Origin of the sequence: Streptomyces sp. Isolate_45 (assembly GCF_024721315.2) — a bacterium.
GTDB lineage: Bacteria > Actinomycetota > Actinomycetes > Streptomycetales > Streptomycetaceae > Streptomyces.
Window position 1 is genome coordinate 26,321 of sequence record NZ_JANFAK020000079.1, and the last position, 13,146, is coordinate 39,466.

12 protein-coding genes are annotated in these 13,146 nt (G+C 73.9%); 11 read left to right on the forward strand and 1 reads right to left on the reverse strand.

The window, feature by feature from the left end; all coding sequences use genetic code 11:
• The first annotated feature begins 38 nt into the window (after window positions 1-38).
• The 7 genes from NOD94_RS24020 to NOD94_RS24050 all read left to right on the forward strand — a co-directional run bounded on the left by NOD94_RS24020 (window position 39) and on the right by NOD94_RS24050 (window position 7,532).
• Window positions 39-974 (forward strand): SRPBCC domain-containing protein, encoded by a 936-nt coding sequence (locus NOD94_RS24020; protein ID WP_281208146.1) that lies wholly within the window; start codon window positions 39-41, stop codon window positions 972-974.
• Window positions 975-993: 19 nt separating this feature from the next.
• Window positions 994-1,782, forward strand: a complete 789-nt coding sequence (locus NOD94_RS24025) for an aldose 1-epimerase (protein ID WP_281208147.1) — start codon at window positions 994-996, stop codon at window positions 1,780-1,782.
• Window positions 1,783-1,870: 88 nt separating this feature from the next.
• Window positions 1,871-2,410 carry an orotate phosphoribosyltransferase gene (pyrE, locus tag NOD94_RS24030; protein WP_281208148.1) on the forward strand — a complete coding sequence of 180 codons (540 nt, stop codon included), beginning with the start codon at window positions 1,871-1,873 and terminating at the stop codon, window positions 2,408-2,410.
• A gap of 270 nt (window positions 2,411-2,680) precedes the next feature.
• Window positions 2,681-3,703, forward strand: coding sequence for a class II fructose-bisphosphate aldolase (gene fbaA / locus NOD94_RS24035; RefSeq protein ID WP_281208149.1), 1,023 nt, complete (start codon window positions 2,681-2,683; stop codon window positions 3,701-3,703).
• A gap of 243 nt (window positions 3,704-3,946) precedes the next feature.
• Window positions 3,947-4,663: a ScbR family autoregulator-binding transcription factor gene (locus NOD94_RS24040; protein ID WP_281208150.1), complete on the forward strand. Its 717-nt coding sequence runs from the start codon at window positions 3,947-3,949 to the stop codon at window positions 4,661-4,663.
• 102 nt (window positions 4,664-4,765) lie between these two features.
• Window positions 4,766-5,491 (forward strand): BTAD domain-containing putative transcriptional regulator, encoded by a 726-nt coding sequence (locus NOD94_RS24045; protein WP_281208151.1) that lies wholly within the window; start codon window positions 4,766-4,768, stop codon window positions 5,489-5,491.
• A gap of 142 nt (window positions 5,492-5,633) precedes the next feature.
• Window positions 5,634-7,532 carry a helix-turn-helix domain-containing protein gene (locus NOD94_RS24050; RefSeq protein WP_281208152.1) on the forward strand — a complete coding sequence of 633 codons (1,899 nt, stop codon included), beginning with the start codon at window positions 5,634-5,636 and terminating at the stop codon, window positions 7,530-7,532.
• Window positions 7,533-7,591: 59 nt separating this feature from the next.
• Here the strand turns inward: NOD94_RS24050 and NOD94_RS24055 are convergent, their stop codons facing one another.
• Window positions 7,592-8,917, reverse strand: a complete 1,326-nt coding sequence (locus tag NOD94_RS24055) for a transposase (protein WP_281208153.1) — start codon at window positions 8,915-8,917, stop codon at window positions 7,592-7,594.
• Window positions 8,918-9,242: 325 nt separating this feature from the next.
• Between NOD94_RS24055 and NOD94_RS24060 the strand changes: the two genes are divergently transcribed.
• The 4 genes from NOD94_RS24060 to kynU all read left to right on the forward strand — a co-directional run bounded on the left by NOD94_RS24060 (window position 9,243) and on the right by kynU (window position 13,046).
• Window positions 9,243-10,349: a CE1758 family FMN-dependent luciferase-like monooxygenase gene (locus NOD94_RS24060; RefSeq protein WP_281208157.1), complete on the forward strand. Its 1,107-nt coding sequence runs from the start codon at window positions 9,243-9,245 to the stop codon at window positions 10,347-10,349.
• Window positions 10,350-10,353: 4 nt separating this feature from the next.
• Window positions 10,354-10,767: a DUF3151 domain-containing protein gene (locus tag NOD94_RS24065; protein WP_281208154.1), complete on the forward strand. Its 414-nt coding sequence runs from the start codon at window positions 10,354-10,356 to the stop codon at window positions 10,765-10,767.
• A gap of 127 nt (window positions 10,768-10,894) precedes the next feature.
• Window positions 10,895-11,743: a tryptophan 2,3-dioxygenase family protein gene (locus tag NOD94_RS24070; protein ID WP_281208155.1), complete on the forward strand. Its 849-nt coding sequence runs from the start codon at window positions 10,895-10,897 to the stop codon at window positions 11,741-11,743.
• The gene (gene kynU, locus NOD94_RS24075; RefSeq protein ID WP_281208156.1) at window positions 11,736-13,046 is read left to right on the forward strand and encodes a kynureninase; all 1,311 of its coding nucleotides are present in this window, start codon (window positions 11,736-11,738) and stop codon (window positions 13,044-13,046) included. Before NOD94_RS24070 ends, kynU begins: the two co-directional genes overlap by 8 nt.
• Window positions 13,047-13,146: the final 100 nt, after the last annotated feature.

A 13,146-nucleotide genomic window follows, 5' to 3' on the forward strand; every position in this document is an offset into this window, starting at 1 on the left:
CGTGTGCACCGGCGGCTCTCCTCGGTAGGCTCGGCCGCATGGAGCATCAGGTGTTCGTTCCGGTCCCCGCGGAAGACCTCCGTGCCGTGCTGCGCGATCCGGCCCGCGTGGCGCGCTGCGTGCCCGGGCTCCAGCAGGACGCCGACGCCGCCGCCGGGCCCACGGCCGGGCGGCTCAAGCTGCGGGTGGGCGGGCACACCGTGACCTACCGGGGCGCGCTGACCGTCGCCGAGGGCGGCCCGGACCGGTTCACCGCCGAGGGCGCGGGCACCGAGGTACGGGGCCACGGCACCGTCACGCTCTCCGTCGGGCTGACGCTGGTCCCGGACGGGGGCGGGACCCGCCTGGAGTTCACCTGCGGGGCCACCGCCGACGGGCGGGCCGCCGCCTTCGCACCCGAGGCCACCGCGGTCGCCGGCCGGCGACTGCTGGACCGGGTGGGCGCGAACCTGGCGGCGGAAGCGGCAGCGGCTTCGGTGGTCGAGGTCGCCTCGGCCGATGGCAGCGACGTCGATGGCAGTGATGCCGGTGCCCGCGACGTCGGTGCCCGGGATGCCGGTGCCCGGGACTCCGATCCGCACGATCCCGTCGCCGAGGCCGAGGAGGCCGCCGACGCCGAAGGGGCCGGGGACGCCGGCGACGCCACCGGGCCCGCCGACGCGGTCAGCGCCTCCGTGTTCGACACCGATGTGCCGGCCCCGTCCCTCGACCCCTTCCTGGAGGGTGACTTCGGGGAAGCCGCCGGCCCCGCCGCGGCCGCCCGTCCGCCCGCCGAGGCCGCCCACGCCCGACGCACGATGATCGGCCGGAGCGCCGAGGAGGTGGACCACGCGCCCCCGCGCGGCCGCTACGCCCCGGTCCCGGCGCCCTCCACCGTCGCCGCGGCCGGCGGACTGCGCTGGGTCGCCCCGGCCGCGGCCCTCGCCATCGCCTCGGCGGTCGTGGTCGGAAGGGCGTTGCGCCGCCGTCGCTGACTCGCCGTAGGGTCGCCGTATGAGCACGCAACTGAGCGCCGGCGGCGCCGACATCACCATCGATCAGGAGAACGGCTGCCGGATCAGCAGTCTGCGCGTCGACGGGACGGAGCTCCTGCGCCAGGGGCCGCACTTCGGCGCGTTCCCGATGGTTCCCTGGTGCGGGCGCACCGCGGACGGCCGGTTCCGTGACGGTGCGACCGTCCACCAGCTGCCCCTGAACCACCCGCCGCACGCCATCCACGGCCTCGGTCGTGACACGTCCTGGCGTCCGGCCGGGGTGAGCGCCACGCGCGCCGCCTTTGCCTTCGACCTCGTCGACCCCTGGCCGTACGCCGGCCGGGTGACCCAGATCTTCGAGCTGTCCGAGGACTCCCTGACCCTCACCATGGGCGTTGAGACCTACGAGAACTCCTTCCCGGCGCAGGCCGGCTGGCACCCCTGGTTCAACCGGACCCTGACCGCCGACGGCGCCGAGGTGCAGGTCGCCTTCGACCCCGCCTGGCAGGAGGAGCGCGGCGACGACCACCTTCCCACCGGCCGCCGCGTCGAGCCCGCCCCGGGCCCGTGGGACGACTGCTTCGGCATGCCCCACGGCGTGGACGTCACCCTCACCTGGCCCGGGGAGCTGGAGCTCAAGGTCGCCAGCCGGGCCGAATGGGTGGTCATCTACGACGAGCAGCCCGAGGCCGTCTGCGTCGAGCCCCAGTCCGGTCCGCCGAACGGGCTGAACACGCTTCCGCAGCTGGTCACGCCCGTCGACCCGCTGGAGATGTCCAGCACCTGGACGTGGCGGCGCCTGGTGTAGCCCGTACGGGCCGCGGTTACGGGCGGGCCGTGCGCACGGCGGTGCCGTGCCGTGCGGGGGCCGCCCGGGGCGCAATTAAGCTCGGGGTATGACTGACGTACGCGATGCGCTTCTGCAGCAGATCAAGGACAAGGCCGTCGTGCACGGCAAGGTGACCCTCTCCTCCGGCAAGGAGGCCGACTACTACATCGACCTCCGCCGGATCACCCTCGACGGCCAGGCGGCCCCGCTGGTCGGGCAGGTCATGCTCGACCTCACCGCCGAGCTCGACTTCGACTGCGTCGGCGGCCTCACCCTGGGCGCCGACCCGGTGGCGACCTCGATGCTGCACGCCTCCGCCGCGCGCGGCGGGCGCCTGGACGCCTTCGTCGTCCGCAAGGCACAGAAGGCCCACGGCATGCAGCGCCGCATCGAGGGCGCCGACGTCAAGGGCCGGCGCTGCCTGGTGGTCGAGGACACCTCGACCACCGGCGGGTCCCCGCTGACCGCCGTCGCGGCCGTCCGCGAAGCCGGCGGTGAGGTCGTCGCCGTCGCCACCATCGTGGACCGCGGCGCCGCGGACGCCATCGCCGAGGCGGGCCTGCCCTACCTCACCGGCTACCGCCTCGGGGACCTCGACCTCGGCTGAGCGGCCCGGGGGCGTCTCGCATCGTGGTCGGGACCGGCTCGGAACAACTGGTGACGAAGGTCCTCGGAAGTCCCCGTTCCGTTCCTGACCTGCTGGTTTGCGACGGGGCGCGGTGTTTCACGTGAAACACTGCGCCCGGCTCACCCTCCCCGGGGTGACCGGAGGGGTGGAGTGTCGCGCCGAGTCTGGAAAGATAGGCGCGACGATGACGTCGCCCCCAGGTCAGGGCCCGCAATAAGCACACTCCCCGCACATCCAAGGAGCGGACAGATGCCCATCGCAACCCCCGAGGTCTACAACGAGATGCTCGACCGGGCGAAGGCAGGCAAGTTCGCCTACCCGGCCATCAACGTCACCTCGACCCAGACCCTGCACGCTGCCCTGCGCGGCTTCGCGGAGGCCGAGAGCGACGGCATCATCCAGATCTCCACCGGTGGTGCGGAGTTCCTGGGTGGCCAGTACAACAAGGACATGGTCACCGGCGCCGTCGCCCTGGCCGAGTTCGCGCACGTCGTCGCCGCCAAGTACGACATCACGGTCGCGCTGCACACCGACCACTGCCCGAAGGACAAGCTGGACGGCTACGTACGTCCGCTCCTGGAGGTGTCCGCCGAGCGCGTCGCCCGTGGTCTGAACCCGCTCTTCCAGTCGCACATGTGGGACGGCTCCGCCGAGACCCTGGCCGACAACCTGGCCATCGGCCAGGAGCTGCTCGCCAAGGCCGCCGCCGCGAAGATCATCCTTGAGGTCGAGATCACCCCGACCGGCGGCGAGGAGGACGGCGTCAGCCACGAGATCAACGACGAGCTGTACACCACCGTCGAGGACGCGCTGCGCACCGCCGAGGCCCTGGGCCTGGGCGAGAAGGGCCGCTACCTGCTGGCCGCCTCCTTCGGCAACGTGCACGGCGTCTACAAGCCGGGCAACGTCGTCCTGCGCCCCGAGCTCCTCAAGGACCTCCAGGCCGGTGTCGGCGAGAAGTACGGCAAGTCCTCGCCGTTCGACTTCGTCTTCCACGGCGGCTCGGGCTCCACGGCCGAGGAGATCGCCACCGCGCTGGAGAACGGCGTCGTGAAGATGAACCTCGACACCGACACCCAGTACGCCTTCACCCGCCCGGTCGCGGACCACATGTTCCGCAACTACGACGGCGTGCTGAAGGTCGACGGCGAGGTCGGCACCAAGTCCACCTACGACCCGCGCACCTGGGGCAAGCTGGCCGAGGCCGGCATGGCCAAGCGCGTCACGCTGGCCTGCGCCGACCTGCGCTCCACCGGTACCAAGCTGAAGTAGTAGCACCACCGAAGACCTGAAGGGGTCCGCCGGTCCGTCTCGGACCGGCGGGCCCCTTCGCGTGCCCGGAGTGCCCGGGTGCCCGGGTGCCTCAGGGGCGGAGGCGTGGGGGCGTGAGGGGGGCCGAGGTCCCCGAGGTGACATACGGCGGTGGACTGCGGCCCCGCGATGGTGTGAAATCTACTCAGAGAAACGTACCCACGGTTATGTAAATCCGTCGGGGCAGGAGAGGCGACACGGCATATGAGGACAGAGCGACCCCAGGTGAAGCAGGACCGGGCGGTGCGCACGCGTCAGGCGATCCTGGAGGCGGCGGCCCAGGTCTTCGACGAGCACGGCTACGAAGCGGCCAAGCTGTCGGACATCGTCAACATCGCCCGGGTCACCAAGGGCGCGCTCTACTTCCACTTCGACTCCAAGGAGGGCATGGCCCAGGCCGTCATCGACGCGCAGAACGAGCAGCAGCCGACGGTCCTGCCCCAGGAGTACAAGGCCCAGGAGTTCCTGGACATGGGCATGGTGTTCTCGCACCGGCTGCGGCACGAGGTGCTGATGCGCGCGAGCGCCCGCCTCACCCTGGACCGGGCGGGCCGCAACCTCGACCAGGCGAGCCCCTACTGCGCCTGGATCGACCTGCACGTCTCCGTGCTGGAGGAGGCGAAACGGCGCGGCGAGCTGCTGCCGAACGTCGACCCGGTGGTGCCGGCGAGGATGATCGTCGGCTCGTTCGCGGGACTCAACACCATGGCCCACACCCTGGGCCTGGACCTGGACGAGCAGGTCTCCGAGCTCTACACGTACGTGATGCCCAGCGTCGTGGTGCCCGCCGTCGCGATCCGGCTGGACACCGCCCCCCGCCGGGGCGCGCGGGCGCTCTACGGCCCCCGGGGCGTGCACCCGTGCGGCCACGGCTGCCCCGACGGCCTGCCGGCGAAGGCCGCGGAGGAGGTCCCCGCCTAGCACCGGCGGCACCGGCGGGCCTCGTCCGGTCCGGGCTCACCTCTTCCCTAAAAGATCCTTCCGGGTATTATTTTTTCTGCTCGCCTGCCCAGGGAGAACACTGTGGACATTGAGGTACTCGGAGAGCCGCGCGTCATCGAGAACGGTGTGCCCATCACGGCCCCCACGCCGGAGTCCCGGCACGTGCTGGCGGTCCTCGCCGCCTGGCCCGACCAGGTCGTGCCCGTCGCCGTCCTCGCGGACGAGCTGGCGGCCCACACCCCTCCCGAGCACGCCCGCGCCCTCCTGCACACCGCCGTACGCCGCCTGCGCGAGCGGTTCGCGGAGGCGATGGGGGCCGGTTCGGTACGTACGCCCGAGTCCGTGCTCTCCACCCGGCCCGGCGGGTATCTTCTCGACACCGGAGGCGGCCGCTCCGACGTCCGGGAGTTCGCCCGCGAATCCGGCGCCGGCTACCGCGCCATGGGGCGCGGCGACTTCGAGCAGGCCGCCCTGCGCCTGCGCCGCGCCCTCGCCCTGTGGACCGGCCCCGCCCTGGACGGCATCGACGCCGGCACCTGGCTCGGTGCCCGCCTCCGGGTCCTCGACGCCGACCGGCTCGCCGTGCTCGGCCAGTGGGTCGAAGCGGAACTCGCCCTCGGCAGGCACCGTGAACTGCGCCTGGAGCTCGCCGGGCTGCGCGGTCGCGGCGGCCCCGCCGGCAGGGCGGCCGCACACCCCGACTGCCCCTACCTGGAGGCGCTGCGCATCGCGGAGGAACGCGTCGAGGCGATCCGCTCGGCCTGCCGGACGCCCCGCCTCACCCTGGCCGGCGCCGTCGGGTGCTGACGGTCCGGCCGGCCCGGGCGGACGGGAGCCGCCCTCTGCTTGACCCCTCGTCGCACGGAACCTAGGTTCGGGGCGCGGGACAAAAGGGCTGGTCGGACGGGGGCGGCGAATGGGTGGGGACGACGGCGGGACACCGGGGGCGATGGCCGTACTGGAACTGCTCGCGGCGGACGCCCCGCAGAGCCGGTACGACGCGCTGCTGGAGGACGCCCGCTGCGCCGACGCCGGGGAGGAGCAGCTCGCCCGCCTCGCCCGGGCGGTGGAACTGGCCCGCTCCGTACGGGCGGACGCGCATCGCAGCAAGCAGCGCGAGGCCGCCCTCACCGCCCTCGTGGACACCGCGCACGACCTGACCTCCCCCTACGACATCGACGGGCTGTTGCGCCTGATCACCCGTCGGGCCCGGCGGCTCCTCGGCTTCGACATGGCCTGGCTGTCGCTGTCCCGCCCGGACGGATCGGCGTACGTGCGCACCTCCGAGGGGGAGACCACCGCCCTGAACGTGGGGCTCGAACTGGGCACCGGGAAGGGGCTGGGCAGCATCGCCCAGGAGCGCCGGTCGCCGGTGTGGACCGCCGACTACCTCGCCGATCCCGCCATCGCGCACGCACCCGGCATCGACGCCGTCGTGGAGGCGGAGGGGCTGCGCGCCATCATCGCCGTCCCCCTGCGGCGCGGGAGCTCCACGCTGGGCGCGCTCTACGGATCCGACCGCGCCGTACGGCAGTTCACGCCGGACGAGATCGGCATGTTGCTCTCCCTCGCCGACCTCGCGGCCGTCGCCATCGAGAAGGCCCGGCTGCTGGAACAGACCCGCGACGAGGTCACCGAGCTGGAGGCCTTCGGCTCGCGCACCAACACCGCCCTCACCCGGGTCCGCCATCTGTGGGAGTGTCACGCCCGGCTCGCCGGCCTGGTGCTCGACGGGGCCGGACTGGCCACCCTCGCCCGGGCCACCGCCGACGCGCTCGACGGCGTGCTCCAGGTACGGGACCCGGGCGGGCGGCCACTGACCGCCACCGGTGAACTGCCCCACCTGGACGAGGAGTCGGTGACCAAGGGCGCACTCCAGGCGCAGATGGACCGGCGGCCCGTACGGCTGCCCGGCGAGCTGTGGCTCGCCCCCGTCCTCGCGGGCGCCGAGGACCTCGGGGTGCTGCTGCTCAGCGCGTCGGCGCCGCTCGCCGAGGAGGACGTACGACTGCTGCAACTGGCGGCCCAGTCGGTGGCCTCGCTGATGCTGATCCAGCGGGGCACGGCCGCCGCCGAGGGGCCCGTCCACGACGAACTGCTCGCCGACCTGCTGGAACGGCCGCACTCCGTCGACCTGCACCTGCTGGAACGCACCCGCCGGCTCGGCATCGACCTCGACCGGCCCCACGTCGTCGTCGTGGCCCGCCCCGAGGGCGGGGAACTCGGCAAGGCCGTCGCCTGGGCGTCCTCGTACGCCTACCGGATGGGCGGGCTCAAGGGGGTGCGCCGCGGCTGCATCGTGCTCGTCCTGCCGGGCGGCGACGCCTCCGCCGCCGCGCACCGGGCCTCCGGCGAACTGTCACCGCTGCTCGGGCACGCCGTCTCCACCGGTGCGGCCGGCCCCGCCGGCGGTCCGGGCGAGGTGGCCCGGGTGTACGCGGAGGCCGTGCGCTGCCTGGACGCGCTGACCGCCCTCGACGGGGCCGGCGGCACCGCATCCCTGCGCGAACTCGGCTTCCTCGGGCTGCTGTTGTCCGCCGACCACGACGTGGAGTCCTTCATCGCGTCGACGATCGGACCCGTCCTGGAGTACGACAGCGACCGCATGACGGGCCTCACCCGCACCCTGGACGCCTACTTCGCGTCCGGCGGCAGCCCCACGCACGCCGCCGAGGCCCTGCACGTGCACCCCAACACCGTGTCCCGGCGGCTGGAACGCATCGCCGAACTCCTCGGTACGGATTGGCAGAAACCCGGCCGGGCCCTGGAGATCCAGATGGCCCTGCGCCTGCGCAAGGCCCGTACGGTCCTGCACGACCGCCGCACGGCGGGCGCCCGGCCGCGGTAGCGGGCGCCCGGCGGCGGCGTCCCGCCCGTCGACGACGGGCGGGACGCCGGGCCGACCCGTCACGGCGTCGGGCCGTGCTCCGTCCCCGTCAGCGCGCGGGCCGCGTGGGCGACCGACGCCAGCGTGACGTGCCGGTGCCAGCCGGGCAGGGCCCGCCCGGCGAAGTCCCGCAGGCCGACTTCCTGGCCGCCGTGCTCGGCTGCGAAGCCCACCCGGCGGCCCTGCTTGGTCAGCCGCAGCAGCGGGCCCACGGGGAGCCGTACGAGGTCGGTCACCCACACCTGCGCCGGAGCGCGCCGCGGGTCGGTCCACTCGCCGACCAGCAGCAGGTGTCGGCGTCGGGCCGGCGACGGGTCGGGCATCATCACCCGCACCGCGACGGCCAGGGTGCCGCGGTGGCGCCCGCCCGGGTGCCCCGGATCGGGATCGGTCCACTCCACCGGGGTGCACAGCCCCTTCACCGACTGCAGGATCTCGCGCGCGCTGCGCACCCCGCCCCCGTATCCCGGCAGGGTCGGATCGGTGACGAGCAGCGGGGTGGAGGCCGCCGCCCGCGCGATGACCGGCAGCCCCGCCTCCGCGAAGCGGTTCATCGTGGACCGGGTCCCGATCTGCCGGATGTCGAGCACCACCGGGCGGGGGCCGCTCCCGGCGTGCCGCACGGTCTCGATGACGGCCGCCGCCGCGCACTGCTCGTACGCGGCCTGCGAGGCGTGCTCGTCCACGGCGCCCTGCGGCCCCTCCGCGTCGGGCAGGAACATCCGCCACCCGACCGGCGTGACCAGCCCGGCCGAGGCGAACCAGGTCCCGAAGGCCTGCTGCCCCCGGAACATCTGCCCCTGGTGGGGGTCGAAACGGTGCGCCGCGCCCACCGACCGGTCGCCACCCTTCGGGATGGCCATCGGCTGGGCCACCCACGCGGTCAGCGGGCTCGTCGCCTCCAGGAAGCCCGAGAGGGAGGCGCGCAGGGGCTCCCAGTCCCAGGTGGAACTGGAGATGAAGTGGTGCATGCTCTGTTCCGCCGCCGGGCCGCCGACCTGCCCGGCGATGCCGCGCATCGACTTGCGGCCCCGGAGGGCCAGCAGCCCCCGTACGTACTGCCGCCCCTTCTCCCTCTGGTCCTTGCGGCGCAGCGAGGACAGCACGACGGAACAGAGGTCCTCGGCCGCCTCGTGGACGGGGTCCCGGCGTACGGGGATCAGGGCGCTGGTGCTGGTGCTGGTGCTGGTGCTGGTGCTGGTGGTCGTGATCGTCGTCGTCGTGTTCGGTGCCGTGCCCGTCGTCGTGCTTGTCCCCGTGCCCGTCCCCGTCCCCGTCCCCGTTCCCCTGGTCCGCTCCGTCACCGTGGCCGGGCCGGTTCCCGGCGCCACGGCGGTACTACTCATGATCGTTTTCACGACATGCCCCCTAGCGTGCATCGACTGCACCCCCACCGTCCGTCGCGGACACCGTGCGCGGGGAGGTGTGCCCGTCACCGCACTTGGCCGGAACGTGGTGGGGTCCCCACCACCCGCCGCCGCGCGCCGCGTGACTTGACGGACTGACGGACCGGACGTGGCCGCTTCCCGGAGCATCCGGCACGGTCCTCCACGAGGGGCCACGGCGGCCGGCCCCACGCACCGCGGTGCCGGGGCCTGCCCCCCGGCACCGCACCCGCGCCGGGCGCCGGGGTGCGCGGCGCGACCACGGCGGAGGGGTGAGCGGGACGTGGTGCAGTTCGGCGTCTTCTCGATCGGTGACGTCGCGTCCGACCCGCTCACCGGCCGCACGCCGACCGAGCACGAGCGGATCAAGGCGATGACGGCCATCGCGGTGCGGGCCGAGGAGGTGGGCCTCGACGTCTTCGCCACCGGCGAGCACCACAACCCGCCCTACGTGCCGTCCTCCCCGCCGACCCTGCTCGCGTACGTCGCCGCCCGCACCGAGCGGCTGGTCCTCTCCACCGCCACGACGCTCGTCACCACCAACGACCCCGTGCGCATCGCGGAGGAGTTCGCGCTGCTCCAGCACCTGGCCGACGGCCGCGTGGACCTGACGCTGGGCCGCGGCAACGTCCCCAACGTCTACCCGTGGTTCGGTCAGGACCTCCGGCAGGCCGTCGCGCTCGCCCGGGAGAACTACGCGCTGCTGCACCGGCTGTGGCGGGAGGAGAACATCGACTGGCGGGGGCGTTCCCGCGCCCGCCTCGACGGCTTCACCTCGACGCCCCGCCCGCTGGACGGCGTACCGCCCTTCGTGTGGCACGGGGCGGTGCGCTCGCCGGAGACCGCGGAGCGGGCCGCGTACTACGGGGACGGCTTCTTCGTGGACAACCTCGCCGCCCCCGTCGGGCAGTACGCGCGGTTGGTGGAGCTGTACCGCACCCGGTACGCCGAGCACGGCCACGGCACCGCGGAGCAGGCCGTCGTCGGCCTGGGCGGCCAGGTCTTCGTACGGGCGCGGTCGCAGGACGCCGTGCGCGAGTTCCGCCCGTACTTCGACGGCTCGCCCGTCCACGGGCGCCGGGAGTCCCTGGAGGAGCGCGCTGAGCGGACCCCGTTGGCCGTCGGGAGTCCGGACGAGGTCATCGAGAAGATCCTCACCTTCCGGGAGGCCTACGGGGACTACCGGCGCCAGCTCTTCCTCGTCGACCACGCCGGGTTGCCGCGGGAGACGGTGCTGGAGCAGATCGACCTCCTGGGGGAACGGATCGTCCCGGTCCTGCGGCGTGAGATGGCCCCGGCCCGGCGGCCGGGTCCCGGGGCGTCCCCCCCGGGCCCCGCGGCGGTCCTGTCCGGGCAGGGCCCGCCCGTCCCGGCGGGCCATCGGCCACACTGATCCCATGTCGATTCACCAGAACCTGCTCGGGGGCCCCGCCCCCACCCACCTGCCCGACGAGCCCGCGCCGCGCGAGGCCCTCGCCGCCGGCACCGACCCGGCCGAGGTGGCCGCCGCGTACCCCACGTCCTCCCTCGCCTGGGCCACCCTCGCCGACCGGGCCTTCGCCGCCGGAAACACGGTCGAGTCGTACGCGTACGCCCGTACGGGCTACCACCGCGGGCTGGACTCCCTGCGCCGCGCGGGCTGGAAGGGCCACGGCCCGGTGCCGTGGGAGCACGAGCCGAACCGCGGGTTCCTGCGCGCCCTGAACGCCCTGGCCCGCGCCGCCGGCGCGATCGGCGAGAAGGAGGAGTACGAGCGCTGCTCGACCTTCCTGCGGGATTCCTCGGAGACCGCCGCGGACACGCTCGCATAACTGCGCGCCGAGTGCCCTAGAGGGGTTCCGGATCCCCTGTTTATGATGCGAGGCAGGGGACCGGGGCTCCACTTACCTCACGGAAGGAGCGGACCGCTACCCGGAAGCACGTGTCGAGGAGACAGAAATGTCGCACGCCCTTGATGCCTCCGGAGCCGGTTCGGACACCCCGAACCTCGACTTCGCCGGCACGACCCCCTACGAGGACTACGTCCAGGCGGACGTCCTCACCCACCTCCAGCACCTGCGCTCGGACGATCCCGGCGAGATGGTCTTCCTGGTCACGACCCAGGTCATGGAGCTGTGGTTCACGGTCATCGTCCACGAGTGGGAGACCGCGGCCCGCGCCCTGCGCGAGGACGACATTCCCGTCGCGATGGACGCGCTGAAACGATCCCTCCGCGAGCTGGAGGCCCTGAACGCCTCGTGGCGCCCCCTCGCGCAGCTCACCCCCGGCCAGTTCAACTCCTACCGGTCCGCCCTCGGCGAGGGCTCCGGCTTCCAGTCCGCGATGTACCGGCGGATGGAGTTCCTGCTCGGCGACAAGTCCGCTTCGATGCTGGTCCCGCACCGCGGCGCCCCGCGCGTCCACGGCGAGCTGGAGAAGGCCCTCCAGGAGCCCGGCCTCTACGACGAGACCCTGCGCCTGCTCGCACGCCGCGGCCTGCCGGTCCCGCGGCGGGTCCTGGACCGGGACCTGGCGACGCGCTACGAGCCGTCGCCCGAGGTCGAGGCCGTCTGGACCGCCCTGTACGCCGAGCCCGCCGGTGAGCACTCCGACCTGCACCGACTCGGCGAGGTGCTCACGGACGTGGCCGAGCTGGTCTGGCGCTGGCGCAACGACCACCTGGTGGCGACCCGGCGCGCGATGGGGGCGAAGACCGGCACGGGCGGCTCGGCCGGGGTCGCCTGGCTGGAGAAGCGCGCGACGAAGAACGTGTTCCCCGAGCTCTGGACGGCCCGCAGCCATGTCTGACACGCACCCGATATCCGACGCGGTGGCCGGGACGCCGTCCGGCGCGGGCACCGGGACCGGCGCGGGCACCGGACCCGGCGCGGGCACCGGACCCGGCGCGGCGCCCCACCCGGCCGAAGCGGGCCTGCGGGCCCGTGCGGCCGCACTCGACGCCGCCGACGGGCTCGGCAAGCTCCGCGACCGGTTCGCCCTCCCCGACGGGGTCGTCTACCTCGACGGCAACTCCCTCGGCGCCCTCCCGACCGGCGTCCCCGACGCCGTGGGCGACGTCGTACGCCGCCAGTGGGGCGAGCTCCTCATCCGCTCCTGGGACGAGAGCGGCTGGTGGACCGCCCCCGAGCGGATCGGCGACCGCGTCGCCCCGCTGATCGGCGCCGGCCCCGGACAGGTCACCGTCGGCGACTCCACCAGCGTCAACCTCTTCAAGGCGCTCGTCGGCGCCGCCCGACTGGCCGCGCCCGGCCGGACCCGGATGCTGGTCGATGCCGCGACCTTCCCGACGGACGGCTACATCGCCGCCTCCGCCGCCCGGATGACCGGCCTCGAAGTCGTCGCCGTCGACCCGGCCGACGCGGCCTCGGAGATGACCTCCGACACCGCGGTGGTGCTGCTCAACCACGTCGACTACCGCACCGGCCGGCTCCACGACCTGCCCGCCCTCACCGCGGCCGCGCACGCGGCGGGCGCGCTGGTCGTCTGGGACCTGTGCCATTCGGCTGGGGCCCTGCCGGTGGGGCTCGACGCGCACGCCGTCGACCTCGCGGTCGGCTGCACGTACAAGTACCTCAACGGCGGGCCCGGCTCCCCGGCCTACATCTACGTGGCCGAACGACACCAGGAGTCCTTCGACTCCCCGCTGCCCGGCTGGAACGGGCACGCGGACCCCTTCGCGATGACCCCGGCCTACGAGCCCGCCCCGGGCGCGACCCGCGCGCGGGTCGGCACCCCGGACATCCTGTCCATGCTCGCGCTGGAAGCGGCCCTCGACGTCTGGGAGGGCGTGGACGTCGACGACGTGCGCGCCAAGTCCCTCGCGCTGACGGACTTCTTCCTCGAATGCGTCGCGGCGTACGTCCCGGAGGGCCGCGTCGAGTCGGTCACCCCGGCCGGGCACGGGGCGCGCGGCAGCCAGGTCTCGCTGCGTGCCGAGAACGCCCGCGAGGTCATGACGGAGCTCGTCGCGCGGGGCGTCGTCGGGGACTTCCGGGCGCCCGACGTCCTGCGCTTCGGCTTCACCCCGCTCTACGTCGGATTCGCCGACGCCGAGCGCGCGGCGCGGACACTGGGTCACATTTTCGGGTGACGCGGTAGCGAAACGTCACAGCAGTCGGGGGGGGGGGGGGGGGGGGGGGGGGGGGGGGGGGGGGGGGGGGGGGGGGGGGGGGGGGGGGGGGGGGGGGGGG